This window comes from Streptomyces fradiae ATCC 10745 = DSM 40063 (genome assembly GCF_008704425.1).
In the GTDB taxonomy this organism is placed as follows: domain Bacteria; phylum Actinomycetota; class Actinomycetes; order Streptomycetales; family Streptomycetaceae; genus Streptomyces; species Streptomyces fradiae.
This window is the reverse complement of sequence record NZ_CP023696.1, coordinates 232,919-258,125: the sequence shown is the minus strand read 5'-3', so window position 1 is coordinate 258,125 and position 25,207 is coordinate 232,919. Positions and strand designations below refer to the sequence as shown.

The 25,207-nt window shown below is 76.9% G+C and carries 25 protein-coding genes and 1 riboswitch; of the genes, 7 read left to right on the top strand and 18 right to left on the bottom strand.

From position 1 onward, the window contains the following. Positions 1-26 precede the first annotated feature (26 nt). Together CP974_RS01080 and CP974_RS01075 are read right to left on the bottom strand one after the other, a co-directional pair. Positions 27-266 (bottom strand): hypothetical protein, encoded by a 240-nt coding sequence (locus CP974_RS01080; protein WP_031128770.1) that lies wholly within the window; start codon positions 264-266, stop codon positions 27-29. A 56-nt stretch (positions 267-322) separates the two neighbouring features. After that, positions 323-802: an NUDIX hydrolase gene (locus CP974_RS01075; protein WP_031128768.1), complete on the bottom strand. Its 480-nt coding sequence runs from the start codon at positions 800-802 to the stop codon at positions 323-325. 52 nt (positions 803-854) lie between these two features. Here CP974_RS01075 and CP974_RS01070 point away from each other — a divergent pair, with 52 nt between their 5' ends. Beyond that, a complete protein-coding gene (locus CP974_RS01070) occupies positions 855-1,724 on the top strand; it encodes a uracil-DNA glycosylase (RefSeq protein WP_078915351.1) in 870 nt (289 codons plus the stop codon). Here CP974_RS01070 and CP974_RS01065 read toward each other — a convergent pair. Further along, the gene (locus CP974_RS01065) at positions 1,714-2,493 is read right to left on the bottom strand and encodes a GntR family transcriptional regulator (protein WP_051838959.1); all 780 of its coding nucleotides are present in this window, start codon (positions 2,491-2,493) and stop codon (positions 1,714-1,716) included. The two genes, CP974_RS01070 and CP974_RS01065, sit on opposite strands and share 11 nt — an antisense overlap. A 218-nt stretch (positions 2,494-2,711) precedes the next feature. Here CP974_RS01065 and CP974_RS01060 point away from each other — a divergent pair, with 218 nt between their 5' ends. Continuing rightward, on the top strand, positions 2,712-3,902 hold the full coding sequence (locus tag CP974_RS01060) for a zinc-dependent alcohol dehydrogenase (RefSeq protein WP_031128763.1): 1,191 nt from the start codon (positions 2,712-2,714) through the stop codon (positions 3,900-3,902). Between the two features lie 97 nt (positions 3,903-3,999). Here CP974_RS01060 and CP974_RS01055 read toward each other — a convergent pair whose 3' ends face one another. The 7 genes from CP974_RS01055 to CP974_RS01030 form a co-directional block, all read right to left on the bottom strand. Next, the gene (locus tag CP974_RS01055; protein ID WP_223844552.1) at positions 4,000-5,181 is read right to left on the bottom strand and encodes a DUF1254 domain-containing protein; all 1,182 of its coding nucleotides are present in this window, start codon (positions 5,179-5,181) and stop codon (positions 4,000-4,002) included. Positions 5,182-5,184: 3 nt separating this feature from the next. Continuing rightward, the gene (locus CP974_RS29910) at positions 5,185-5,439 is read right to left on the bottom strand and encodes a hypothetical protein (RefSeq protein ID WP_196786102.1); all 255 of its coding nucleotides are present in this window, start codon (positions 5,437-5,439) and stop codon (positions 5,185-5,187) included. A gap of 226 nt (positions 5,440-5,665) precedes the next feature. After that, positions 5,666-7,075, bottom strand: a complete 1,410-nt coding sequence (locus tag CP974_RS01050) for an FAD-dependent oxidoreductase (protein WP_031128762.1) — start codon at positions 7,073-7,075, stop codon at positions 5,666-5,668. 72 nt (positions 7,076-7,147) lie between these two features. Beyond that, on the bottom strand, positions 7,148-7,696 hold the full coding sequence (locus tag CP974_RS01045) for a PadR family transcriptional regulator (protein ID WP_031128761.1): 549 nt from the start codon (positions 7,694-7,696) through the stop codon (positions 7,148-7,150). Between the two features lie 38 nt (positions 7,697-7,734). Next, positions 7,735-9,768: an NADPH-dependent 2,4-dienoyl-CoA reductase gene (locus tag CP974_RS01040; RefSeq protein ID WP_031128760.1), complete on the bottom strand. Its 2,034-nt coding sequence runs from the start codon at positions 9,766-9,768 to the stop codon at positions 7,735-7,737. A gap of 382 nt (positions 9,769-10,150) precedes the next feature. Beyond that, a complete protein-coding gene (locus CP974_RS01035) occupies positions 10,151-11,068 on the bottom strand; it encodes a methyltransferase domain-containing protein (protein ID WP_031128759.1) in 918 nt (305 codons plus the stop codon). Positions 11,069-11,208: 140 nt separating this feature from the next. Beyond that, complete coding sequence (locus CP974_RS01030) at positions 11,209-11,814, bottom strand: XRE family transcriptional regulator (protein WP_031128758.1); 606 nt, start codon at positions 11,812-11,814, stop codon at positions 11,209-11,211. Between the two features lie 89 nt (positions 11,815-11,903). On the opposite strand from CP974_RS01030, the gene CP974_RS01025 reads away from it, so the two are divergent. Continuing rightward, entirely contained in the window at positions 11,904-12,911 is a 1,008-nt protein-coding gene (locus tag CP974_RS01025; RefSeq protein WP_031128757.1) for an NAD(P)/FAD-dependent oxidoreductase, read from the top strand. A gap of 126 nt (positions 12,912-13,037) precedes the next feature. After that, entirely contained in the window at positions 13,038-14,651 is a 1,614-nt protein-coding gene (locus CP974_RS01020; protein ID WP_031128756.1) for a DHA2 family efflux MFS transporter permease subunit, read from the top strand. A 173-nt stretch (positions 14,652-14,824) separates the two neighbouring features. Here CP974_RS01020 and CP974_RS01015 read toward each other — a convergent pair whose 3' ends face one another. The 8 genes from CP974_RS01015 to CP974_RS00980 all read right to left on the bottom strand — a co-directional run bounded on the left by CP974_RS01015 (position 14,825) and on the right by CP974_RS00980 (position 21,836). Then, entirely contained in the window at positions 14,825-15,673 is an 849-nt protein-coding gene (locus tag CP974_RS01015; protein WP_037938669.1) for an energy-coupling factor ABC transporter ATP-binding protein, read from the bottom strand. Further along, complete coding sequence (gene cbiQ / locus CP974_RS01010) at positions 15,673-16,419, bottom strand: cobalt ECF transporter T component CbiQ (protein WP_031134307.1); 747 nt, start codon at positions 16,417-16,419, stop codon at positions 15,673-15,675. Before cbiQ ends, CP974_RS01015 begins: the two co-directional genes overlap by 1 nt. Before the next feature lie 5 nt (positions 16,420-16,424). Further along, positions 16,425-16,904 (bottom strand): energy-coupling factor ABC transporter substrate-binding protein, encoded by a 480-nt coding sequence (locus tag CP974_RS01005; protein ID WP_031134305.1) that lies wholly within the window; start codon positions 16,902-16,904, stop codon positions 16,425-16,427. Next, positions 16,901-17,593 carry an energy-coupling factor ABC transporter permease gene (locus CP974_RS01000; protein WP_031134303.1) on the bottom strand — a complete coding sequence of 231 codons (693 nt, stop codon included), beginning with the start codon at positions 17,591-17,593 and terminating at the stop codon, positions 16,901-16,903. Before CP974_RS01000 ends, CP974_RS01005 begins: the two co-directional genes overlap by 4 nt. A gap of 29 nt (positions 17,594-17,622) precedes the next feature. Further along, positions 17,623-17,825, bottom strand: a riboswitch (cobalamin riboswitch). 34 nt (positions 17,826-17,859) lie between these two features. Further along, positions 17,860-18,243 (bottom strand): PTS sugar transporter subunit IIA domain-containing protein, encoded by a 384-nt coding sequence (locus CP974_RS00995; protein ID WP_031134301.1) that lies wholly within the window; start codon positions 18,241-18,243, stop codon positions 17,860-17,862. Positions 18,244-18,395: 152 nt separating this feature from the next. Continuing rightward, positions 18,396-18,968 carry a dihydroxyacetone kinase subunit DhaL gene (gene dhaL, locus CP974_RS00990; RefSeq protein WP_051839758.1) on the bottom strand — a complete coding sequence of 191 codons (573 nt, stop codon included), beginning with the start codon at positions 18,966-18,968 and terminating at the stop codon, positions 18,396-18,398. Between the two features lie 35 nt (positions 18,969-19,003). Further along, positions 19,004-19,996, bottom strand: coding sequence for a dihydroxyacetone kinase subunit DhaK (gene dhaK / locus CP974_RS00985; protein WP_031134297.1), 993 nt, complete (start codon positions 19,994-19,996; stop codon positions 19,004-19,006). A gap of 256 nt (positions 19,997-20,252) precedes the next feature. After that, positions 20,253-21,836, bottom strand: a complete 1,584-nt coding sequence (locus tag CP974_RS00980) for an aldehyde dehydrogenase (NADP(+)) (RefSeq protein WP_223844551.1) — start codon at positions 21,834-21,836, stop codon at positions 20,253-20,255. 183 nt (positions 21,837-22,019) lie between these two features. Between CP974_RS00980 and CP974_RS00975 the strand changes: the two genes are divergently transcribed. Genes CP974_RS00975 through CP974_RS00965 form a run of 3 tightly spaced genes read left to right on the top strand, consistent with a single transcriptional unit; the run spans position 22,020 to position 24,923 of the window. Continuing rightward, the gene (locus CP974_RS00975) at positions 22,020-23,186 is read left to right on the top strand and encodes an NAD(P)/FAD-dependent oxidoreductase (RefSeq protein ID WP_031134293.1); all 1,167 of its coding nucleotides are present in this window, start codon (positions 22,020-22,022) and stop codon (positions 23,184-23,186) included. Continuing rightward, entirely contained in the window at positions 23,183-23,437 is a 255-nt protein-coding gene (locus CP974_RS00970) for a (2Fe-2S)-binding protein (RefSeq protein WP_031134291.1), read from the top strand. The genes CP974_RS00975 and CP974_RS00970 overlap by 4 nt, the downstream gene beginning before the upstream one ends. Next, on the top strand, positions 23,430-24,923 hold the full coding sequence (locus tag CP974_RS00965) for an NAD(P)/FAD-dependent oxidoreductase (RefSeq protein WP_051839756.1): 1,494 nt from the start codon (positions 23,430-23,432) through the stop codon (positions 24,921-24,923). The genes CP974_RS00970 and CP974_RS00965 overlap by 8 nt, the downstream gene beginning before the upstream one ends. The last annotated feature ends 284 nt before the right edge of the window (positions 24,924-25,207 follow it).

Below are 25,207 nucleotides of genomic sequence, written 5' to 3'. Positions count from 1 at the left end.
TCCGGCGCCGCCCACCCGGCGCCCTCCTACGGCGCCCCCGGCGCCGGGTCCTCGCGCAGCCCGGCGGCCAGCCGCAGCAGCCGGGCCTCGTTCCCGGACAGGCCGGCGCGGCGCAGCGCCTCGTCGGCCTCCGCCATGGGCGATGCCAGGTGCACCGCGGCCAGCGGCGCGAGGCCCGGATCGGCGAGCACGGCGCGGGCGGTCTCGACGAGCCGGAGGTAGGCCTGCGCCGCCGCGCGCTCGGGCACCGTGGGAATGGTGGTCATCTCTCGCTCCCTCTCGACGTCGGTCTGCCGCCAACTCTCCCGCACGCCACTGACACTCACGGCTCGTCACGCCCGCGCACGTGCGCGGCCAGCCGCTCCACGAACACCCGCTGCCCCTTGACCAGCAGCCGGGCGGCCTCCTCCGGGGCGTACCAGGCGGCCCGGTCCACCTCGGGGAAGTTCCGCACGGCACCCGAACCGCGCGGCCACTCCATCGTGAACGTCCCCGGCCGCACCAGCGCGGGGTCCAGGTCGCCCTCCACCGCCCACACGGTCACCACCTTGCCGCCCGCCTGGCGCGCCTCCCCGAGCGGCACCGGCTCGCCGTCCGGCACGGGGAGCCCCAGCTCCTCGGCGAACTCCCGCCGCGCGGCCGCCCACGCGGTCTCGTCCCCGGCGTACTCGCCCTTGGGCACCGTCCACGCCCCCTCGTCCCGGGCCGCCCAGTAGGGGCCGCCCATGTGCGCGAGGAGCACCTCCAGGAAGCCGCCGGACGTGCGGAACAGCAGCAGGCCGGCGCTGCGCTTGACCACCATGCGCGCCAGTCTGCCCGCCGCCACCGCCCGCACCGCGTTACCGTCGAGCGGTATGGGACAGGACCACCCCGACAGCCCCGACAGCCCCGACAGCCCCGGCAGCCCCGGCAGCCGCCGCCTCGCCGGCGCGCCTGGGCCCGGCGCCCGCGGAGAGGACGCCCCCGGTCCCGGCGACCGGGACTTCCCGGCCCGGACGGCGCCCGCCGCGCCGTCCCTCGACCGGCTGGACGCCGCCGTCGCGGACTGCCGGGCCTGCCCGCGCCTGGTCGAGTGGCGGGAGCGGGTCGGCCGCGAGGGCCGCAGGGCGTACGCGGGCTGGGACTACTGGGCGCGCCCCGTACCCGGCTTCGGGCCGCCGGACGCGGCCCTGCTGGTGGTGGGCCTCGCCCCGGCGGCGCACGGCGGCAACCGCACCGGCCGGATGTTCACCGGCGACCGCTCCGGCGACGTGCTGTACGCGGCGCTGCACCGCCTGGGCCTCGCGGGCCAGGCCGAGGCCGTCTCCGGCGACGACGGGATGCGGCTGCGCGGGGTGCGGGTCACCGCCCCCGTCCACTGCGCGCCGCCCGCCAACCGGCCGACCCCGGGCGAGCGCGACACCTGCCGCCCCTGGCTGGTGCGGGAGATCGGCCTGCTGCGGCCCACCCTGCGCGCCCTGGTGGTCCTGGGCGCCTTCGGCTGGCAGGCCGTCCTCCCCGCCCTCGCCGCGTCCGGGTACCGGCTGCCGCGCCCCAGGCCCCGCTTCGCGCACGGCGCGCGGGTGCTCCTGCCCGCCGAGGGGGACGGGCACGGCCTGGAGCTGTTCGGCTGCTACCACGTCAGCCAGCGCAACACCTTCACCGGCCGGCTGACCCCCGGCATGCTCGGCGACGTCCTGCGCGCCGCCGCACGAGCCGCCGGGCTCCCGGCGGCTACGCCGTGAACTCGTAGGTGAGCGGCGCCGACCGCGGGACGAAGCGGATGTCCGTCACCTCCAGCACGTGCCCGTGCTGGTCGTACACCTCCCGGTGCACCGTCAGATAGGCGGCGGCGGACGGCAGTCCCACGCCGATGGACTCGCGGCGCGTCAGCCGCAGCCCCGCCCGGTGCATCCAGCGGTACGCGGGCCGCAGGTCGGCGCGGCGCCCCGGCCGGGTCTCCAGCCGCCGGTAGCGGCCCAGTTCGGGCACCTCGGCCAGGGCGTGGCGGGAGAACCGGGAGACGGCGCCGTGCTCCAGCGTCCCGTCCGGGCCGAGCACCCGGTGCCGGTGGACGAGCGTCGGCTCGCCCGGCAGCAGTCCCAGCAGGTCCGCCGCCCCGCCGGAGGGGGGCTCCCAGGCGAGGGCCGCCTCCACCACCCGGTCCGGACCCGCCACGCCCAGCGGGAAGTCCAGCAGCCCGGCCCCCAGGACCGGTGCGGGCCGGCCGGCCGCCGGGTCGGGCGGCGCCGCGAAGGTCCCGCGCCGCTCCGTGACCACCAGCCCCTCGTCGCGCAGCAGCCGCAGCGCGCTGCGCACCGTCTGCCGGTTGACCCCGAAGCGGTGCACCAGGGAGCGCTCGGAGGGGAGCCGGGAGCCGGGCGCGATCCCCCCGCCCGTGAGGTCGGCGCGGAGCGCGGCCGCGACCCGGAGGTAGAGCGGGGGCGCCGCGGAGGCGGCGGGGGGTGCCGTGGTGGCGTGGGGGAGCGCCGTGGTGGCGTGGGGCTCAGTCATGTTCCAACCCTCGATTTCGCCCAGCGTAGCCGTGTGAGCCGTGTCGGTGAGCTCATGCCTATCATTGGTCTAAACCTGTTGGGAAGTCGGGCCCTCCGCATTTCGACCACTCCCGGCGAACTCTGGCCGAAAGGGATTCGCCGCCGGGGGCACGGGTACCCGGCCCGGCGCACGCACCGAGGAGCCCGGCGCACGTGCCGGGGAGGGGAGCAGGGCGCATGAAGGCCGTCACCTGGCACGGTAAGCGCGACGTCCGCGTGGAGGACGTACCGGACCCCCGTATCGAGAAGCCCACCGACGCGGTCATCCGCGTGACCTCCACCGGCCTGTGCGGGTCCGACCTCCATCTCTACGAGGTCTTCGGCCCGTTCATGAACCCCGGTGACATCCTGGGCCACGAACCCATCGGCGTGGTCGAGGAGGTGGGCGCCGAGGTGCCGGACCTCCGGCCGGGCGACCGCGTCGTCGTCCCCTTCCAGATCGCCTGCGGGCACTGCTGGATGTGCGAGCGGGGCCTGTACACCCAGTGCGAGACCACCCAGGTCACGGAGGAGGGCATGGGCGCCGCCCTGTTCGGTTACTCGCGGCTGTACGGCTCCGTCCCCGGCGCCCAGGCCGAGTACCTGCGCGTGCCGCAGGCGCAGTTCGGGCCGATCAAGGTGCCCCAGGGGCCGGACGACGACCGCTTCCTCTACCTCTCCGACGTGCTGCCCACCGCCTGGCAGGCCGTCCGGTACGCCGACGTGCCGCGCGGCGGCAGCCTGGTCGTCCTGGGCCTCGGCCCGATCGGCGAGATGGGCTGCCGCGTCGCCCGCCACCTGGGCGTGGAGCGGGTCATCGGCGTCGACCTGGTGCCCGAGCGGCTCGGGCGCGCCCGGTCGCGGGGCGTGGAGGTCTTCGACCTGTCCGCCTTCGACACGCGGGACGACCTGGTCGCCGCCGTACGGGACGCCACCGGCGGGCGCGGCCCGGACGCCGTCGTCGACGCCGTAGGCACCGAGGCGCACGGCAGCCCCGCCGCCAAGGCCCAGCAGCAGCTCGCGGGGCTCCTGCCGCGCGCCTGGGCGGCCCGCCTGCACCAGACGGCCGGCGCCGACCGGCTCGCCGCCCTGTACCTCGCCATCGACCTCGTACGGCGCGGCGGCACCATCTCCCTCAGCGGCGTCTACGGCGGCGCGGCCGACCCGCTGCCGCTGCTCACCCTCTTCGACAAGCAGGTCCAGCTCCGCATGGGCCAGGCCAACGTCCGCCGCTGGAGCGACGAGATCCTGCCGCTCCTGACGGACGAGGACCCGCTCGGCGTCGACTCCTTCGCCACGCACCACGTGCCGCTGGCCGACGCACCGCACGCCTACCGCATGTTCCAGCGCAAGGAGGACGGCGTGCAGAAGGTCGTCATGCGCCCCTGAGCCTGTGCCCCTGAGCCAGCCGCCGCCCGCCCGGCCACCACTGGTGTGTGCCTGCCGTGGCGCGGTGGCGCGGCGGCGCCACGTGACCGCCGCCGCGCTACTCGACCGGGGTGATGTCCGGCAGGCGCCACGTCCGGTCGAACCACGGTCGGAGGGGCCCGTAGAGGCGGAACATCGTGAACCAGCCCTTGCCGGGCAGGGTCTGGATCCAGTTGCGGCCGTCGTCGCCGGGGGGCCGCTCGGGCCCGAAGCGGATGTCGACGGAGCCGTCCCCGTTCACGGCGATCCCCTGGTCCTGGCTGGTCACCGACGGCCACTCCTGGCCGGTCCGGAGCATGGAACGGGTCTGGGTGTCGTAGAGGATCACCGACCAGAACCGGTCGGCCGGAACCGCCGGCGGGACGTGGAGCCGGTAGGCCCTGCCGCCGTCGAACGGCGAGCCGGCGGCGTCGACGAAGGCGAAGGCGTACTGCGAGCCGGCGCCGACCACCTCCCGGTCCCACGCCGGGCTGATGGAACCTCCCCAGAAGTAGAGCTGGGCGGCGGAGTCGAGCAGCGCCGCCCCGCGGTCCCGCAGCAGGTAGCCGCCGAGGAAGCCCTTGCGCCAGGCGCTGCCGGGGTAGTAGTAGGCCTCGGACTGGCGGAACCGGTAGGTCAGGGCGCGGGCGGTGGCGTCGCCCACCGCCGCCGCCTCGGCCAGGAGGGTCCGCGTCCGGTCGTCCGGATCGAAGGCTTCGCCGGCCCGGATGCCGAGGCCGGCGAACAGGCCCAGGGTGATCGGGTCGGCCGACTCGGCGGGTTCCGACCGCACGACCTCGGCGAGCAGCTCCCAGAACCGGTGGTCGGCGGGCGGGACGGCGACGGCCGGTTCGGGCGAGACGTTCACGAACCGTGTCGGCGGCGGGTCGCCGGCCCGGGCGAGGGGGTACATGCGGGCGTTCGCCTTGATCACCTCCACCGCGGGGTGCGGATCGCCGTGCTCGTCGCGAAAGCCCCGATAGCCCAGGAAGTTGCCGTAGGTGCGCGAGCGCACCACCACGTGCCCGGCGGGAAGGTCACCGTCGTATCCGGGCGGCACGACCAGGTACCTGCCGCCCTCGCCCCGGTCGGCCCCGGTCAGGCCGAGGTCCGCGACCCACCGGCACCAGTGGTCGTCGATCCCGCCGTACACGCCGGGCGGGACCTCCACGACCAGGGGCCCGTCGCGCAGGTCGAGCCACGCGTAGCAGTAGGAGGTGCTCGTGTTGTAGACGAGCCCGACGAAGCGCGGGTGGACCAGGTCCTACCAGATCGCCATCGTGGAGTTCGCCGGGCCCCAGCGCGACAGCGCCGTGCGCATCACCGCCATGTCCACCGGGGCCAGGCCCAGCAGATAGGCCTGGACCGCGCGTTGGAAGTCCAGGTTGTCGAACAGCGTCCGGACCGTCGCGTCGTCCGGGAACCCGTCGGAGAACCTCAGCGTCCCCAGCCGGGTGCGCACCTCGTCGGGGCACGCGATGCCGGGCGGGGCGGGGGGCGTGGGCGCGTACGTCGTCATGGTGGTTCACCTCTTCGACCATGCCGCCGACTCTCACCACACCAGTCTCCGGGGGCCCGTCCGCCCCCGCATCCGCAGCGTCCCCGCCGCCGGCCGCGCCCCGCGCCGCCCCCGCGGGAGGCGCGGACGGCGAGCCGGAGCGGACCGGCGGCCTCCTGCTCCCGGTGATCGCGCGCCCGTCACACCCCGGAGGGCGGCGGTCGCCGCGCGTGGCCGTCCGGGCCCGTCACCCCCCGGCCGCGTCCCGCCACAGCGGCGGTGAGTCCAGTACGGCGGGCTCGGGGCGCAGCAGCACGGCGCGCGCCACCCGCGGCGCGAGGAGCGCCGACAGCGGCCTCGTCAGCGACAGCACCGGCCGGAACACCGCCGAGACCTCCGGGTCGACCGCGACCCGCCGCTGCACGCGGGCCATGTACCAGCCCAGCGGCCGGTCCAGCGGCCCGGGGCGGGCCGCGCTGCCCACCGCGCCCGGCATCTTCTTGTCGGCGCCGGCCGAGATGTCCCACGCCTGCCGCGAGGCCCGCAGCAGCGCGCGCTGCACCCGTGCCGTCGTCGGCGGGCGGCGCCGGTCGGCGAGGGCCTCGCGCAGGGCCACCGCGCCGAGCGCGGCGACCGCCATGCCCTGCCCGTAGATGGGGTTGAAGGTGCACAGCGCGTCGCCCGTGGCGAGGAAGCCCGCGGGACGGCGCCCCGGAAGGTCGTAGCGGCGCCGGACGTTCGCCGTGTCGCGGAAGCCGTACACGGGGGACACCGGCTCCGCCTTGGCCATCCAGTCGCGCAGCACCGGGTGCGGCAGCCGCGCGGCGAACTCCTCGAACGCCTCCTCCTCGGCGGGCGGTTCCTGGCCGCGCAGCCCCGAGAGGGTCACCAGGAAGCGGCCGTCCTCCGTCGGCAGCGCCACACCGCTGTACGGCCGGCCGGGGTCGGGCACGACGAAGTAGCCGGCCGCGTCGGTGTCGTCGGCGTGCAGGTCGTGCCGGTAGACGCGGGTGGCGTACGCGAGGCCCGTGTCGATGACGTCCTCGCGGGGCGGCTGCGCCCCCAGCTCCGCCAGCCACAGCGGCGCCCGCGAGCCCCGGCCGGAGGCGTCCACCACCAGGTCGGCGGGGATCAGGCGGGGCTCGGCGGCCCGGCCCGCGCCCCGCTCCCGTACGAGGACGCCCCGCACGCGCCGGGCGTCCCCCGCCAGGCCCACCGCCTCCGTCGCCTGGACGGCCGTGACGCGCGGATCGGCCAGCACACGGCGGCGCACCGCCCGCTCGAGCAGCGGCCGGGACGGGGTGAGGATGTGCACCACCGCGTCCATGCGCCGCTGCCAGCTCCCCGCCTGCCACTGCACGACGGCCTCCGGCATCCCCAGCCGGGGGGCTCCCTCGGCCAGCAGCTCGTCGGCCACGCCGGGGAGCAGCAGCTCCAGGGCCTGCCGGCCGCCCTCCAGCAGCACGTGCAGGTGGCGGCCCTGCGGCACCCCCGCGCGCTGCTCCACCTCCTCGGGGTACCGGTCCCGCTCGACCACGGTGACCCGTTCGGCGTGCTCGGCCAGCACCCGCGCCGCGAGGAGCCCCGCGAGGCTGCCGCCGATCACCACCGCGTGCCGTGTACCGCTCCCCGGATCGCTGCCCGACTCGCCGGTCATGTGGGCCCCTTCACATCGACGTCTGAGGGGGACCAGTATCCCCGCCGGGCCCGCCGCCCGTGGTCGGTACGGTCATCCGGCGCCCGTCCGGTCGTCCAGCCCCGCCAGGGCCTCCGTCAGCCACGCCACCCAGAACCGCTCCAGCTCGATCCCCCCGCGCAGCACCAGATGCCGCAGCCGGTCGGCCTCCGAGTCCCGCTCGGGCGGGAACTGCCGCCGCTCCATCCCCAGATAGTCGTCCAACTGCTCCCGGTGCAGCCGGAGATGGCGGTTCAGCTCGTCCGCCATCCCCTCCGTGCCCACCACCGCCGCAGCGCGCAGCCGCAGCAGCAGCGCGCTGCGGATCGGCTTCGGGTCCTCGGCGCGCCGCGTCCACTCGGCCAGTTCGTCCCGGCCGGCGGGCAGCACCTCGTACTCCTTGCGCTGCCCGCGCACGGGGACCGCCGGGGCGGGCAGGGCCCGGATGAGCCCCGCCTGCTCCAGCTTCCCCAGCTCGCGGTAGATCTGCTGGTGGGTCGCCGACCAGAAGTAGCCGATCGACCGGTCGAACCGCCGGGTCAGTTCGAGCCCCGAGGACGGCTTCTCCAGCAGGGCGGTGAGGATGGCGTGCGGCAGTGACATGCCCGCATCCTAGGGACCGCCGAAGGCGCCCGTGCGCCCTACAGGGTCGCCGCCAGGCGGGTGCCCTGGTCGATGGCGCGCTTGGCGTCCAGCTCCGCCGCCACGTCGGCGCCGCCGATCAGATGGGCGCGGACGCCCGCCGCCGTCAGCTCGTCGTACAGGTCGCGGCGCGGCTCCTGGCCGGTGCAGAGCACCACCGTGTCGACGGGCAGCGTGCGCGCCTCGCCGTCGACGGTGATGTGCAGCCCCTCGTCGTCGATGCGCTCGTACGCCGCCCCGGCCACCATCGTCACGCCCCGGTGCTTCAGCTCCGTGCGGTGGATCCACCCGGTGGTCTTGCCGAGCCCGGCGCCCACCTTGGTCGTCTTGCGCTGGAGCAGCGTCACCCGGCGCGGCGGACGCGGCCGCTCCGGGGCGCGCAGCCCGCCCCGCCCGGCGTAGGAGGTGTCGACGCCCCACTGGCGGAAGTACGTCTCGGGGTCGAGGCTCGCGCCCTCGCCGCCGTCCGTGAGGTACTCGGCGACGTCGAAGCCGATGCCGCCCGCGCCGAGGATCGCCACCCGCTCGCCGACGGGGGCGCCGCCGCGCAGCACGTCCAGGTACCCGACGACGCTCGGGTGGTCCACCCCGTCGATGGCCGGGGTGCGCGGGGTGACGCCGGTCGCGACGACCACCTCGTCGTAGCCGCCGAGCGCCTCCGCCGTGACGTACGCGCCGAGCCGCACGTCCACGCCGCGCAGCCGCAGCTGCGTGCGGAAGTAGCGGATCGTCTCGCCGAACTCCTCCTTGCCGGGCACCCGCCTGGCCACGTTGAGCTGGCCGCCGATCTCGTCGGCCGCGTCGAACAGCGTGACCTCGTGGCCGCGTTCGGCCGCCGACACCGCGCAGGCGAGCCCCGCCGGCCCGGCGCCCACGACGGCGACGCGCTTGCGCAGCCGGGTGGGGGAGAGGACCAGCTCCGTCTCGTGGCAGGCGCGCGGGTTGACCAGGCAGGAGGTGAGCCTGCCGCTGAAGGTGTGGTCCAGGCACGCCTGGTTGCAGCCGATGCAGGTGTTGATGGTCTCGGGGCGGCCCTCGCGGGCCTTCGCGACGAAGTCCGGGTCGGCGAGGAAGGGCCGGGCCAGGGACACCATGTCGGCGCGGCCGTCGGCGAGGACCTCCTCGGCGACCTCGGGGGTGTTGATGCGGTTGCTCGTGACCAGCGGCACCGAGACGGCGCCCATCAGCCGCTTGGTCACCCAGGTGTAGGCGGCGCGGGGCACCGAGGTGGCGATGGTCGGGATGCGGGCCTCGTGCCAGCCGATGCCGGTGTTGATGATGGTCGCCCCGGCGGCCTCGATCTCCTTCGCCAGCGCCACGACCTCCTCGAGCGTCGAGCCGCCCGGCACCAGGTCCAGCATGGACAGCCGGTAGACGAGGATGAAGTCCTCGCCGACCCGCTCGCGGGTGCGGCGGACGATCTCCAGCGGGAAGCGCGTCCGGTTCTCGTACGAGCCGCCCCAGCGGTCGTCGCGGTGGTTGGTCGCGGAGGCGATGAACTCGTTGATCAGGTAGCCCTCGGAGCCCATGATCTCGACGCCGTCGTACCCGGCGGACTTCGCCAGCTCCGCCGTCCGCACGTAGTCCTCGACCGTGCGCTCGACCTCGGCGTCCGTGAGGGCGTGCGGCACGAAGGGGCTGATCGGCGCCTGGAGCGCGCTCGGCGCCACCAGTTGCGGGTGGTAGGCGTAGCGCCCGAAGTGGAGGATCTGCAGGGCGATGCGCCCGCCCGCCGCGTGGACGGCGTCCGTCACGACCCGGTGGCGCTCCGCCTCCTCGGGGGTCGTGAGCTTGGCGCCGCCCTCGTAGGGCCGCCCGGCGTCGTTGGGGGCGATGCCGCCCGTCACGATCAGGGCGGCGCCGCCGCGCGCGCGGGCCGCGTAGAAGGCGGCCATCCGCTCGAAGCCGTTCTCCGCCTCCTCCAGGCCGACGTGCATGGAGCCCATGAGCACCCGGTTGGGCAGGGTGGTGAAGCCCAGGTCGAGCGGGCTCAGCAGATGCGGGTACGGGGACGGGCTCGGGGTCGGGGTCATGAGGGGCGCCTCCTCGCGCGCGGTGTCATCGCCCCTGTTGTAGACGACCGCGGGCCCCTTGTGCAACAAGTTGCATAACGGTGGGGGCGTGAGCTGCGGCACCTCCCCCCGGGCCGGGCGCCCCGAGGGCCCACCCGCCGCGCGACCCTCCCCCCGGGCGCCGCCTCCCCCCCCCCCGGGCGCCGCCTCCCGCTGGGCGCCGCCTCCCGCCGGGTGCCGCCTCCCGGTGTGCCGTCGGCTCCGCTTCCCCCTCGCTCGCAGGGGCGTGGCCCGGACGCGCCGAAAGGCCGTCACGGGATGATCTCGGGGACCGGAGGACCCGCTGCGGGGGTGTCGCTCGTGGGGGGGGCTCGTACGCGCGGCACGCTTGGCGCGTCGGGTGTCAGGGGCGGCGGGCGGTCCAGACGGTGCGCTCGGTCCGCACGGCGAGGTCGTCGCGGCGGGTGATGCTGTGCGGGCCGCTCTCGTCGAGGAGGGCCTCGAGGGCGGCGAGGTCTGCGGCGTCCAGCGCGGGGGCGGCGGCGCCGCGGATGCGCTCAAGGCTCCGCAGGGCATAGCGGCCGACCGCGTCGCCGGCGGTGCCGTCGACGGTGACGGTGACGGTGCGCTCGTCCTCGACGTCGAAGCCGGCGGCGGTCAGCATCGGCCCCCAGTCGGCGCCGCGGTGCGGGACGTGTTCGGCGTGGAAGCGGTCGGTCGCGGCGTGGGCCCGCTCCTCGAGTCCGGGCCGGTCCGCCGGGGCGTGGGAGGGCAGGAAGCGGGGAAAGCCGGCGAGCTCGACGAGGGCGAACACCCCGCCGGGCGGCAGGAGTTCGCGGACGGCGCGCAGGGCGTGGCCGGGCCGGGCCAGGTGGTGCATCGAGGCCGAGGCCCACACCAGCTCCGGCCGCCCGAGGTCGGGCCAGGCGTCCGCGTCGAGGTCGGCCTGGACGGTGTGCACCCGGCCGTCGAGGCCGCGGGCGCGCGCCTTCTCCCGCAGCAGCGCGAGGTGGCCGGCGGAGGAGTCGACGGCGGTGACGTGCGCGTCGGGGAAGCGGTCGAGGAGGGCGAAGGTGCCCGCCCCGGTTCCGGAGCCCAGGTCCACGATCCGGCGCGGTGGTGCGGTGAGCGGCAGCCGGGCGGTGATGTCCGCGAGGTGCGTCGCGAGGACCTCCGCGTCCAGGTCGAGGAGCTCCGCCTGCCCGGCGTCGTCATGGCTCCCGCCGTGGCGGCCGTGCGGTCCGTCGTGGCGGCCGTGCGGTCCGTCGTGGTGGGCGTGCGGTCCGTCGTGGTGGGCGGCGTGCCCGTGCTCTGAGGTCATGCGTCCCACCGTACGACCGCCATGCGTCACGGGCACGGCCTCTTGCGTAACGCGCATGAAGAGAGTGGGCTGGACTGCCCGAGGCGCAAGAACCACCGGCGGTCTCCTTCCCCCACCCCGTCCCCCGGGAGGGCTGCCGCCTACCGGCCGGGCCCCTCGGCGCTGTCGCGGTCGGCGCTCTCGCCGGTGATGTCGCGGTGCCCCCGGCGGGCGTCGCGGTCGAAGATCCCCATGATCTCGCACGGCCCGCCCTCGGCCCCGATGGCGTGCGGCATCATGGTGGGGAACTCGGCGGCCTGGTTGGTCTCGATGCGGAAGCGGCGGTGGCCGAGCATCAGGAGGGCGGTTCCGGAGAGCACGACCAGCCACTCGCGGCCCGGGTGGGCGCGCATGCGGGCGGGGTTGTCCGGCGGCGGTTCGGTCATCCGCTGCCGCATGACGCTCATGCCGGGGTCGCCCTTGATCGGCCAGCGCATCAGGCCGTGGGCGGCGTCGATCATGGGGCTGATGACGACGTCGTCGGCAGCGCTCTCCACGAGCTGGTCGAGCGTGGTGTCCAGCGCGCGGGCGAGGGTGACGAGCTGGTCCAGGGCGAGACGGCGCTGACCGTTCTCGATCCGGCTCAGCGAGGACTGGCTGAGGTTGGCCCGGGTGGCCAGCTCCTCCAGCGACCAGCCCTGCGCGACGCGCAGGGCGCGGATGCGTTTGCGTACGAGGCTGTCCAGTGCGCCATCTTCTTGCGTCATAGGCAAGAGTGTATGCCCGTACTGCAATGTCGGCCTAGTGTCGGAGCCCTGACGCCCCCATCCGGGGGCACGGACGAAAGGGGCGCGACATCTTCCCGCAGACTTCTCACTACAGCAGCGATGCCTGGCCCGGCGGCACGGTGGACGTCGTGGTGGTCGGCGGCGGTGCCGCCGGCCTGAACGGCGCGCTCGTGCTCGCACGTTCCCGGCGCTCCGTCCTCGTCGTCGACAGCGGCGCCCCGCGCAACGCCCCGGCCGAGGCAGTGCACGGCTTCATCGTCCTGGACGGCACCGCGCCGTCGGAGATCCTCGCGCGCGGCCGGGAGCAGGTCCGCCACTACGGCGGGCGGGTCGTCTTCGGCGAGCTCGCCTCGGCCGAGCCCGCGGAACCGGTCGCCGGCGATCCGCGGTTCGCCCTCACGCTCGCCGACGGCCGCGGTGTGAGCGCGCGCCGGGTGCTGGTGGCGACCGGACTGCGGGACGTGCTGCCCGAGGTGCCGGGCCTTGCCGGGCACTGGGGGCGCGGCGTGGTGCACTGCCCGTACTGCCACGGCTGGGAGGTGCGCGACGAGCCGATCGGGATCCTCGCCACCGGCCCCGGCTCCCTCCACCACGCGCTGCTGTTCCGGCAGCTCACCGACGACCTCGTCTACTTCTCCCACGGCACGCGGGTGGACCGGGACACCCGCGCCCGCCTCGCCGCCCGCGGCATCCGCGTCATCGACACCGCGGTGACCGGGATCGTGGCCGACGCCGGCGCGCCGACCGGTGTGCGGCTGGCCGACGGCACGGTCGTCGCCCGGCGGGTGATCGCCGTCGCCACGCGCACGCTGGCCCGCACCGAGGGCCTCGACGGGCTGAAGCTGCCGATGGAGGACCTGCCCGACGGCACGGGGCGCCGGTTCGCCTCCGCCCTGGCCGGCAGCACCGGCGTCCCCGGGGTGTGGGTGGCCGGCAACGCCACCGAACCGACCGCGCAGGTCGGCGCCGCCGCCGCGGCCGGCGCCCTGGCCGGTGCCCACATCAACGCCGACCTCGCCGCCGCCGACACCGACGCGGCCCTCGCCGCCGCCCCGGCCGGGGAAGCCCCCGCCTGACCCCTCCCGCGCGGTCGCCGCGTCACCGCTTCCCGCGGTGACGCCGGCCGACGTCCCGCTGCCCCCCTCTCCCGCGACCGGACCTGCTCCGGCGCCGGTCCCGCATGCCCTTCCCGGAAGGAAGACATGAGCGTCAACCAGCCTCCCCAGGCGGCGCCCCAGCCCACGAGCGACGGGGCCGCACCGGACGCGCGCCGGCTCCGCGCGATCCTGGTCACCGTCTCGATCGCCCTGATGGCCGTCATCGCCTCGGTGTCGGGACTGAACGTCGCGCAGACCCACATGGCCGTCGAGTGGGGCGCCTCCCAGACCACCGTCCTGTGGATCATCAACGCCTACACCCTGGCCCTGGCCGCCCTGCTCCTGCCGCTCGGTGCGATCGGCGACCGGCTGGGACGCAAGCCCATGCTGATCACCGGCCTGGTCGTCTTCGGCGCGGCCGGCGTCGCGGCCGGGCTCGCCCCTTCGGCCGCGATGATGATCGGCGCGCGCGTGGCCGCCGGCGTCAGCGCTGCGATGATCATGCCGGTCACGCTGTCCGTCATCACCTCGACCTTCCCCGAGAAGGAGCGCGGCAAGGCCATCGGCGTGTGGACCGGCGTCGCCGGCGGTGGCGGCATCCTCGGCATGTTCCTCTCGGCCCTGCTGGTGGACGTCGCCGACTGGCGGTGGCTGTTCCTGCTGCCCGTCGTCCTGGCCGCCGTCGCCCTGGCGATGACCTTCACGTCGGTGCCCGACTCCCGCGAGCAGGCCACCCACCCCTTCGACACCGTCGGCGCGCTGCTCTCCGTCGTCGCCGCGGTCGGGCTCGTCTTCGTGCTGCAGGAGGGCCCCGAGCGCGGCTGGACCGACCCGGTCACCCTGGCCGGCCTCGCCGTCGGCGTGATCGCCTCGGCGGTGTTCGTCGCGTGGGAGCTGCGCCGGCGCGACGCCTCGCTCCTGGACGTACGCCTCTTCCGCGGGCGCGGCCTGGCCGGAGGCTCCGTCACCCTGCTCGTCGTCTTCGGCGTCCAGGCGGGCATCGCCGTCGTCCTCTTCCCCTTCTTCCAGGCCGTGCTCGGCTGGTCCGGGCTGCTGTCCACCGCGGCGATGATGCCCATGGCCGTCATGATGATGATCACTTCCGGCCTGGCCCCCAGGATGGCCGCCAGGACCGGCGCCCGCTCCACCATGAGCGTCGGCATCGCCCTGTCCACCCTCGGCCTCGCCCTGATGGCTCTGTTCGTCTCCGTCGACGGCGGCTACCTCGCCATCCTGCCCGGCATGCTCGCCATGGGCACCGGCATGGGCCTGGCGATGACCCCCTCCACCGAGGCCGTCACCAGCTCCCTCCCCCGGGCCAGGCAGGGCGTCGCCTCCGCCCTCAACGACGTCACCCGCGAGCTCGGCACCGCTCTGGGCGTCGCCCTGCTCGGCGCTCTCCTGGCCGGCGGCTACCGCGGCGCCATCGACGGCAGGCTCGCCGGCATCCCCCGAGACGCCGCCGACACCGCCCGGGAGGGCATCGCCAACGCCGTCGGGGCCGCGCCCGGCACCGGCCACCACGCCCAGGACCTCGTCAACGCCGCCCGGCAGTCCTTCGTCGACGGCCGGCAGCAGGCCATGTGGGCAGGCGTCGCCGTCCTGGCCGCCCTGCTCGTCCACGTCGCCCTGCGCGGCCCGGAGAACACCGCCCCCCTCCGGACCGGGGACGAGGCGCGCCCCGCGTCGGCGACCGCCGGGAACGTCGCCGCCCGCTGACCCGAGGCGAGCACCGTGCGAAGCCCGCACGGCGAACGGCCGTCGGGCCCGGCCCCCCCGTGCCGGGCCCGACGGCCGCGCAGCGCCCTCAGCGCCACCGCCCCGCCCCGCGCCCTGCCGCCCGGTGGCACGGCACCCCGTGGCCCCGCGCTCCCGCCCCGCCGGGCGGGCCCTCAGCCCCGCACCCCCCGCGCCGCCGCCCAGGCGTCCAGCTCCTCGGGGGTGCACGGCGCCGGCTCGCCCTCGCCCAGCAGCCCCCGCGCCCGCAGCAGCCGGGCCACGGACATCGCCCACGGCCGCCGCAACCGCGCCGCGTCCAGCAGCCCGGCGTCGGCCAGCAGCTCGGCCACCGGACCCGTCCGCGGCCCGTCCGGCGTCAGCACCGCCGCGTCGTCCGCCCACCGCAGGGCCAGGTCCACGTCGTGCGTGGCCATCACCACCGTCGTCCCCGCCGCCCGCAGCCCGTCGAGCGCCGCCAGCAGCCGCTCCTGCCCGTGCGGGTCGAGCCCGGCCGTCGGTTCGTCGAGGATCAGCACACGCGGCCGCATCGCCACGGCGCCCGCGATGGCCGCCCGCTTGCGCTGCCCGTACGACAGCAGGTGCGTCGGCCGGTCCTCCAGCGCCGCGATGTCCAGGGCCTCCAGCGCGTCCCGCACCCGCGCGCGCACCTCGTCCTCGGGCAGCCCCAGGTTCATCGGCCCGAACGACACGTCCTGCCCGACGGACGCGGAGAAGAGCTGGTCGTCCGGGTCCTGCACGACGAGCTGCACCGTGGTCCGCAGCCGGGTCAGGCCCTTCCGGTCGTACGCCACGTCCCGCCCGTCCACCCGCAGCCGGCCGCTGCCGCAGCGCAGCCCGCCGCTGAGCAGCCGCAGCAGCGTCGTCTTGCCGCTGCCGTTGCGGCCCAGCACCGCCAGCGCGCGCCCCTCCGGGACGGCGAAGTCGACGCCCGACAGCACGGGCGGCCCGTCCTCGTACGCGAATCCCGCGCCGACCAGCTCCACCACGGCGGACCCCGGCATCACAACGCCCCTTCCAGTACGAGGGTGAGGGCCACCACGGCGGCCAGCAGCGCCGCCGTCGCGGCCAGGAAGCGCCGGTCCACCCGTGCCTCGGGCACCAGCACCCGCAGCGTCCCGTCGTAGCCCCGCCCCGCGAGGCCCGTCTGCAACCGGGCCGCCCGGTCGAACGCCCGGACGAACGCGGTCGCGGCGAGCCCCGCCACCGACCGCCACGCCGCCGCCCGGCCGGTCAGCCCGAGCCGCGCCGCCTGCGCCTGCCGGATCCGCGCCACCGCGTCGAGCAGCAGGAACCCGATCCGGTACATCACCAGCGCCACGTCCACCACGGGTGCGGGCACCCCGGCCCGCACGAGCCGGGGCAGCACGTCCGACACGGGCGTGGTGAACGCGAACAGCAGCAGCCCCAGGGACGCGGCCGAGGTCCGCAGCAGCAGCCCGGCGGCGTGCGCGGGGCCGTCCGGCGCGAGCGCCACCCACCCGGCGGGCCCGCCCACCTGGAACAGCAGCGGCACGGCGCCCGTCACACAGAACCCGAGCGGCAGCCGCCACGCCCGCCACAGCCGGCGCGGCGCCACCCCGGCGGGGCCCAGCAGCACGGCCAGCGCGGCCGCGGCGACCAGCGGCGCGCCGGGCCACGGCGGCAGGGACACCGCGCACGCGGTCAGCCCGAAGCCGAGGACGGCCTTCTCGGCCGGGTGGCGGCGGCGCCAGCGGCTGCCGTGCGCCGCCACGTCGATGGGCAGCACCCGCGCTACTCCCCGGCCGCGGACCGCTCGCCGCGGCCCCCGGTCCCGCCGGCGCCCGGTGCGTCCCCGTCGGCGGCCTCGGCCCCGGCCGCGGGAACCGCCCCGGCCGCGTGCCCGGCGTCCGTCACGGGGCGGGCTTCCGCCTCCGCCGTACCGGTACGCGCCTCCGCCGCACCGGCCGCGGCCTGCCGGGCGGCCTGCCGGCGGCCGCGCCGGAGCCCGAAGTAGTACGCCAGCACACCCGCGCCCAGCGCCGCCTGCAGCGCGAACAGCGCGGACTCGACCTCCCCGGACGGCGGCTCGTACAGCGGCGTGAACCACGGCTCGTAGTCCGGGGCGATCTCCGTGATCGCCGTCTCCGCCTGCGCGTCGGCGCCCGCGAAGGGCTCCTCCCGGCCCTCGCCCAGGCCCAGTGCCAGCGGCAGCACCGCCAGCGCCGCGACCACGAGCAGCAGCAGGGCGTTGATCCTCGTGTCACGCTTCACCGGACCGCCGCCCCCTTCGCCGGACCGGCCGCGGGGAGCACCCCGAGCCGCGCCAGCTCGCCCTTGCTGGACTGCCGCAGCAGCCGCATCACCAGCACCGTCAGCAGGCCCTCGCTCACCGCCAGCGGCAGCTGCGTCACCGCGAAGATCCCGCCGAACTTGGCGAGCGCCCCGGCGAAGCCGGTCCCCGGGTCGGGGAAGGCCAGCGCCAGCTGGACGCTCGTCACGCAGTACGTGGACAGGTCGGCGGTGAACGCCCCGCAGAAGACGGCCGCCATCAACGGCGCCCCGGTCCGGCGCAGCAGCCGGTACACCGCGTACCCGGCCCACGGGCCGACGACGGCCATCGAGAAGACGTTGGCGCCGAGCGTGGTGAGCCCGCCGTGCGCCAGCAGCAGCGCCTGGAACAGCAGCGTGATCGTGCCGAGCACCGCCATGACCGGCGGCCGGAACAGGATCGCGCCCAGCCCCGTACCGGTGGGATGCGAGCAGCTCCCCGTCACGGACGGGATCTTGAGCGCCGACAGGACGAAGGTGAACGCCCCCGACGCGCCGAGCAGCAGGGTGGACTCGGGATTGGCCCTGACCTCGCGGGTCAGGGCGCGGACCCCGTGGACGACGAAGGGAGCGGCCGCCAGCGTCCAGGCGACCGCGTGCTCCCGGGGCAGGAAACCCTCGGCGATATGCATGTGGGGGAGACCCTCTCCAGCACCTCGTGGATGGACAACGCGCCCTGGCCGGTCTCCTGGCTGACGGGTCGTACCGCCTCGGCTCCGCCTTCCCGGACGCCGCGGTCTCCCGCGGCGGTCCAGTGGCTTCCCCGCTCGCGCGGGGGGTGGAGCCGGACATTCCCGATCACAGTGGCGAGGGCCGCGCCGGCTTCGAACCGGCTTCCCGAGCACCAAGGCCCTGTGACCCTAGTGCGTCGGACGACCCCCTCACAACCGTGCTCATGTCACACCTTGCGGTAGCCGTACGCCTCCGAGGCCGCCGCCGCCACCGCGTCGAGGCCGCCGCCCGCCGCCGAGGTGACCACCGCGGCGACCGCGCCCTCCACGAACGGGGCGTCCAGCAGACGGGTCCCGCCGGGGAGTTCGCCGTCCTCGGCGAGGGCCTTCACCGTCAGTACGGCGCTGCCCAGGTCGGCCAGCACGGCCACCCCGGCGCCCAGGTCCACGGCGCGCGCGGCCCGCGCGACCAGCTCGGCGTCCGTGCCGAGCCCGCCGTCGGGCCCGCCCCCGGCGGCGGCCACGGGCACCCCGGCGGCCCCGCCGGCCAGCCCGCGGGCCAGCTCGGCGACGGCGCGGGCGACCTCGGCGCTGTGCGACACGAGGACCACCCCGACCTTCCCCGCCGCACCCCGGCCCCCCGGAGCGCCGGCACCCGCCGCAGGACCCTCCGCCGCAGGACCCTCCGCCACTCGGCCCTCCGCCACCGGCCCGTCCGGACCCCGACCCCCCGGAGCGCCCCCCGGCGCCGCTCCCGCCGCGCTCACGCGGCCGCCTCCGCCAGCGCGGCGAACAGCAGCGCCGACGACGCGGCCCCCGGATCCTCGTGGCCCACGGAGCGCTCGCCCAGATAGCTGGCCCGGCCCTTGCGGGCGAGCATCGGCACGGTCGCCACCGCCCCCTCCCGCGCGGCCCGCGCCGCCTCCCCGAAGCCGCCGCCCCGCTCGAGGGCCCGCGCGCCGGGCTCCAGCGCGTCCAGCATCGTCTTGTCCCCGGCCGCCGCGCCGCCGAGCCGGGCGACCGCCTCCACCCCGGCGCGCAGCGCCCGTCCGAGGTCCTCGGGCGTCACCTCGGCGGCGTCGCCCAGCGCCTTGCCCGCCCCGCGCAGCAGCGTCCCGTACAGCGGCCCGGAGGCCCCGCCGACGGTCGAGATCAGCCGCCGTCCCGCCGCCACCAGCACCGCGCCGGGCGTGGCCTGCGGCTCCACCTCCTGGGCCGACACCACCGCCGTGAAGCCGCGCCGCATGTTGACCCCGTGGTCGGCGTCGCCGATGGCGGCGTCCAGCTCGGTCAGCCGGTCCGCCTCCCGGTCCACGGCCGCGTCCGCGGCGGCCATCCAGCGCGCGAAGAACGCGGCGTCCAGCACGGCGCTCACCGCCCCCACCGCAGCGCGGGCGTCTGCACGGGCGCGTCCCACAGCCGCAGCAGCTCCTCGTCGGCCCGGCACAGCGTCACCGAGGCGCCCGCCATGTCGAGGGAGGTCACGTAGTTCCCGACGAGCGTGCGGGCCACGGGCACCCCGCGCTCCGCGAGGGCGCGGTGCACCTCCGCGCCGAACCCGTACAGCTCCAGCAGCGGAGTCCCGCCCATCCCGTTGACCAGGAGCAGCACCGGCCCGGACGGGCCGAGGTCGTCCAGCACGGCGTCCACCGCCGTGTCCGCGATCTCCCGCGCCGTCATCATCGGGCGCCGCTCCCGGCCCGGTTCGCCGTGGATGCCGACGCCCAGCTCCAGCTCGCCGGGCGGCAGGTCGAACGTCGGGCCGCCCTTCGCGGGCGTGGCGCACGCGCTCAGCGCCACCCCGAAGCTGCGGGAGGCGGCGTTCACCCGCCGGGCCACCGCCTCGACCCGCTCCAGCGGCGCGCCCTCGTCGGCGGCGGCGCCCGCCAGCTTCTCCACGAAGAGCGTCGCCCCCGTGCCGCGCCGCCCGGCCGTGTGGGGGCCGCCGGCCACGGCGACGTCGTCGTCCACGAGGACCCTGGCGACCTGGACGCCCTCGTCCTCGGCCAGTTCGGCGGCCAGCTGGAAGTTCAGCACGTCGCCGGTGTAGTTCTTCACCACGAAGAGCACGCCCGCCCCGCTGTCCACCGCGGCGGCGGCCCGCACCATCTGGTCGGGGACGGGCGAGGTGAACACCTCGCCGGGGCACGCCGCCGACAGCATGCCGGGCCCCACGAACCCGGCGTGCAGCGGCTCGTGGCCCGACCCGCCCCCGGAGACCAGCGCCACCTTCCCGGCGACGGGCGCGTCCCGCCGCACGACGATCCGGTTCGCGACGTCCACGGTCAGTTCCGGATGCGCGGCGGCGAGCCCCCGCAGCGCGTCGGCCACCACGGACTCGGGCACGTTGATCAGCATCTTCACCGGTACCTCCTGGGTGCGGTCGGCAGGTGGGGCGTCGGAGCTGTGCTGCCGGTGCGCGGGGCGGCGGGTGCGCCCGCCGCCCCCCGCGGGGCCGCGGCGCACGGAGCGCGGGCCGCGCCGGTACTGGCGTCGACCCTATGCACTCCGCGCGCGTCCGGCCACGCCCCACGCCCCACGGCCCACGACCCACGCCTCACACCGCGCGCCCTGTGTCCCGTGCCTCCCGTGCCGTCCCGCGCCGCGCCCCGACGCGCCGTCAGGCCGTGCGCCCGGCGGCGTGCGGCGGGCGCGGCTCCAGGGTGCCGTCGACGAGCCGGGTGACGCCCAGCGGGTTGCCCGCCCGGAGCTCCTCGGGGAGCAGGGCGTCGGGGAGCGACTGGTAGCAGACCGGCCTGAGCCAGCGCTCGACCGCCAGGGTCCCGACGCTGGTCGTACCCGGCGAGGAGGTGGCGGGCCACGGGCCGCCGTGCACCATCGCGTGGCAGACCTCCACCCCCGTCGGCCAGCCGCCCCACACCACGCGCCCCGCCCGCTCCTCCAGTACGGGCAGCAGCCGCCGCGCCGTCGCCAGATCGGCCTCGGTGCCGTGCAGGGTGGCGGTCAACTGCCCCTCCAGGTTGCCGAGCAGGTCGAGCAGCTCGGAGACCCCGGACCACCGCACGACCAGTCCGACGGCGCCGAAGACCTCCTCCGACAGCTCCCCGTGGGCCGCGTACGTGGCCGCGTCGCACTCCAGGACCACCGGGCCCGGCGCGTGCGGCCCCGCACCGGGCGGCCCCTGGGCCACCACGGAGACGCCGTCGACGGCCGCCCACCGCGCCGCCCCCGCGACGCGGGCCTCCGCGATGGCCGGGGTCAGCATGACCTGGCCCGCGATGCCGGACACCGCGCGGGTCACCGCCGTGCGCAGCGCGTCGCCCGCCGCGCCCGAGGGGACCAGCAGGAGCCCCGGATTGGTGCAGAACTGCCCCGCGCCGGCGGTGAGCGACCCCGCGTACGCGGCGGCGAGCGGCTCCGGGTCGGCGAGGGCCCCGTCGAGGACGATCACGGGGTTGACCGCCGACATCTCCGCGTGGACGGGGATGGGCACGGGCCGGGCGTTCGCCTCCCCGACCAGGGCGAGCCCGCCGGCCCGCGAGCCGGTGAAGCCGACGGCCGCGATCCGCGGGTCGCGCACCAGCGCCCGGCCGACCGCCGTGCCGCGGCCGACGAGCAGCGAGAAGACGCCGGCGGGCATGCCGGTGCGGTCGGCCGCCGCCGTCAGGGCGCGGGCGACCAGCTCGCAGGTGCCCGGATGGGCCGGGTGCGCCTTGGCGACGACCGGGCAGCCCGCGGCGAGGGCGGACGCCGTGTCGCCGCCGGCGACGGAGAAGGCCAGCGGGAAGTTGCCCGCGCCGAAGACGGCCACCGGACCGACGGGGACCCGGCGCAGGCGCAGGTCCGGGCGGGGGAGCGGCAGGCGCTCGGGGAGCGCGGGGTCGATCCGGACACCGAGCGCGTCCCCGCCGCGGACGAGGGCGGCGAACATGCGAAGCTGCCCGCATGTGCGTGCGCGTTCGCCCGCCAGGCGCTCCGGCGGCAGCCCGGTCTCGCTCGCGGCGACTTCGAGCAGGGCGTCGCCCAGCGCCTCGATGCCGTCCGCGCAGGCGTCGAGGAAGGCGGCCCGCCGGTGCGCGGGCAGGGCGCGGTACGCGCGGGCGGCGCCGGCGGCCTGCCGCGCCGCCTCCGCCACCGTCTCCGGTGAGGCGTCCCGCAGCAGCGGGCCGCGGGGCCCGCCCGTCGCCGCGACGGTGCCGCGCCACGCCTCGCCCCCGCCGGGGACGTCCCGGCCGGCCACGATCGAGTTTCCGGTCAGATCCACAGGGCTCCACCCTCGCCAGTTCTGGTCGAAGTCACGCCGCGGGCGGCGTTGTCTTCGGGTCGGTCGGATGTATAGCCTAAGCAATGTCATGTGACATTGCACAGAGCTGGTCGGGCCGCGCAGGTCCGGACCAGCCCACCGGAGGTCGTAGAGGAGGGGGCGATGGCACTGAAGGTCGTCGTCGTGGGCGCGGGCGTCGTCGGAGCCGCCTGCGCCTTCCACGCCGCCTCGGCGGGCATGGACGTCACGGTCGTCGACCGCGGTCCGGTCGGCGCCGGGACCACGAGCCGCGGGGAGGGCAACGTCCTCCTCTCCGACAAGGAGCCCGGCCCCGAGCTCGCCCTGGCACGGCTGAGCCGCGCCCTGTGGGACGAGGCCGGCCAGGAGCTCGGGGCGCGGTCGTTCGAACTGGAGGCCAAGGGCGGCCTGGTCGTCGCCAGCGGAGCCGAGGGCCTCACCGCGCTCCGCGCGTTCGCCGCGCGGCAGGAGGCGGCCGGTGTCCGCACCGAGCCGGTCGACCGGGTGCGGGACCTCGAACCCCACCTCGCGCCCGGCATCCCCGGCGGCGTCCACTACCCGCAGGACGCGCAGGTGCAGCCGGTGCTGGCGGCGGCCGCGCTGCTGCGGGCCGCCGTGCGGCACGGCGCGCGCCACCACACCGGGGAGGTCGCCGGCGCGGTGACCGGCCGAGGCGGCCGGGTCACCGGCGTACGGACGGCCGCCGGCCGGGTCCTGCCCGCCGACGCCGTCGTCAACGCCGCCGGCACCTGGGGCGGCGAGGTCGGCCGCCGGCTCGGCGCGCCCGTCGAGGTGCTGCCCCGCCGCGGCTTCGTCCTGGTGACCGAACCGCTGCCGCCGATGGTCCGGCACAAGGTGTACTCCGCCGACTACATCGCCAACGTCGCCTCGTCCGACGCCGGACTGGAGACCTCGTGCGTCGTCGAGGGCACACCCGGCGGGACGATCCTCATCGGGGCGAGCCGGGAGCGCGTCGGCTTCGACACGGCGATGAGCACCGCCGTCGTCGCCAGGCTCGCGGCGCAGGCGTGCCGCCTGTTCCCCTTCCTCCGCGAGGTCCACCTGATCCGCGCCTACCGCGGCTTCCGGCCCTACTGCCCCGACCACCTGCCGGTCGTCGGTCCCGACCCGCGCGTGCCGGGGGTCGTCCACGCCTGCGGGCACGAGGGGGCGGGCATCGGCCTCGCCCCCGCCACCGGCGCGCTCGTCACGGCCCACCTCCTCGGCCGCCCCTGGCGCGGCGCCGACCCGGCCGAGCACACCGGACTCCTCCCCGACCGCTTCCTCCACCCCGAAGGCGGCCCGAAGTGAACGAGATCGTCGTCGACGGCGCGCCCCTGCCGTTCGTCGAGGGACAGACCGTGGCCGCGGCCCTCGTGGCCGCGGGCCGCGTCGCCTGGCGCACCACCCGCGTCCACCGGCGCCCGCGCGGCGTCTTCTGCGGGATCGGCGTCTGCTTCGACTGCCTCGTGACGGTCGACGGAGCGGGCGGGCAGCGCGCCTGCCTCGTACCGGCGCGTCCCGGCATGACCGTCACCACCGGGGAGGACGGCGATGACTGAGCCGGCGGACCTCGTCGTCGTGGGCGCGGGCCCGGCCGGCATGGCCGCCGCGGCCACCGCGCTCGCCGGCGGACTGCGCGTCGTCCTGCTGGACTCCGGCACCGCCCTCGGCGGCCAGTACTGGCGCCATCCGCCCGAGCACGCGCGAGCGGCCATCCCCACCGGGGACCTGCACCACGGACTGCGCGAGTACCGGGCCCTGTGCGAGGCGCTGTCGGCGGGCCGCGCGGCCGGGCGGCTCGACCTGCGCCTTGCGCACCACGTGTGGACCGCCGTCCGCGAGGACGGCGCCTTCGCCGTCCACGCGGCCGACCGCGGCGCCGCGCCGCGGGAGACCGCCGTGGTCCTGCGCGCGCCGCGGCTCCTCGTGGCGACCGGCGCCTACGACCGCCAACTGCCCTTCCCCGGCTGGGACCTGCCCGGCGTCCTCACCGCGGGCGGCCTCCAGGCGCTCCTCAAGGGCGGCGGGGTCGCCGCGGGCAGCCGCGTGGCGCTGGGCGGCACGGGCCCCTTCCTGCTGCCGGTGGCCGCCGCCCTCGCCGCGCGCGGCGCCCGGGTGGTCGCGGTGTGCGAGGCCGCCCACCCGAGCGCCTGGCTGCGCCACCCCGGGCCGCTGCTGCGCAACCCCGCCAAGTGGGCCGAGGGCGCCGCGTACGCCGCCGTCCTCGCTCGCCACCGCGTCCCGGTCCGGCCGCGCACGGCCATCGTCCGCGCGGAGGGCGACGACCGCGTGACCTCGGTCGAGATCGCCTCCCTGACGGCTGACGGCCGCCCCCGGCCGGGCACGGAGCGGCGCGTCGAGGTCGACGCCGTCGGAGTCGGCTGGGGCTTCACCCCCCAGCTCGACCTGCTCCTGCCGCTCGGCTGCGCCCTGGCCGACGCGGCCGACGGCAACGCGGTCGTCGCGGTCGACGAGGGGCAGCGCACCACCGTCCCCGGCCTCTACACCGCGGGCGAGACGTGCGGGGTGGGCGGGGCGGCCCTCGCGGCGGCCGAGGGCCGCCTCGCCGCCGCCTCGGTCCTCGCCGACTCCGGTGCCCGCCGGCCGGGCGAGCGGAGCCTGGCGGCGGTGCGCGCGGCGGTGGCCCGGCACCGGGCCTTCGCCGAGGCGATGGCCCGCGCGCACCCGCTCCCGCCCGCCTGGCCCGCGTGGCTGACCGGCGAGACCGTCGTGTGCCGCTGCGAGGAGGTGACCGCGGACGCGGTCCGCGCCGCCTGCGCCGAGGGCGGGGCCCGCGACCACCGGCAGGTCAAGCAGCTGACCCGGGCCGGCATGGGCTGGTGCCAGGGACGGATGTGCGGGCCGGCCGTGCACTGCCTGGCGGCACGGGAGCGGGCCTACGAACCGGCGGAACGACTCGTTGCGGTGCCGGTCACCCTCGGCGCCCTCGCCGCCCTCGACGGGACGGACGGGCCGGACGGGCCGGACGAGCCGGACGAGCCGGTTGGACCCTGCGGGCCTGCCGGGCCTGCCGGGCCTGATTGATCCGACGGGCGGGCGGCTCCGGTGCGCCGGGGCACCGGACAGCGCCGCCCGCCCTGGTCCCTCCCCACAGGTTCGCCGACCCCGGCAACCCCGACGGCGCCCACCGCCCCGGTGACCCCGGCGGCCCAGCCCGGTGCCCCGGCCGCCCCGGCGGCCCGCGCCGCACCGGCGCGTGACCGTCCCCGCGGACGGCCACGGACGTGGCACGACGCGGTACCGACGCGTACCGACGCGGTGCCGACCACAGACCGACCCCCTTCCGGCGTACCACCGACCCGGAACCG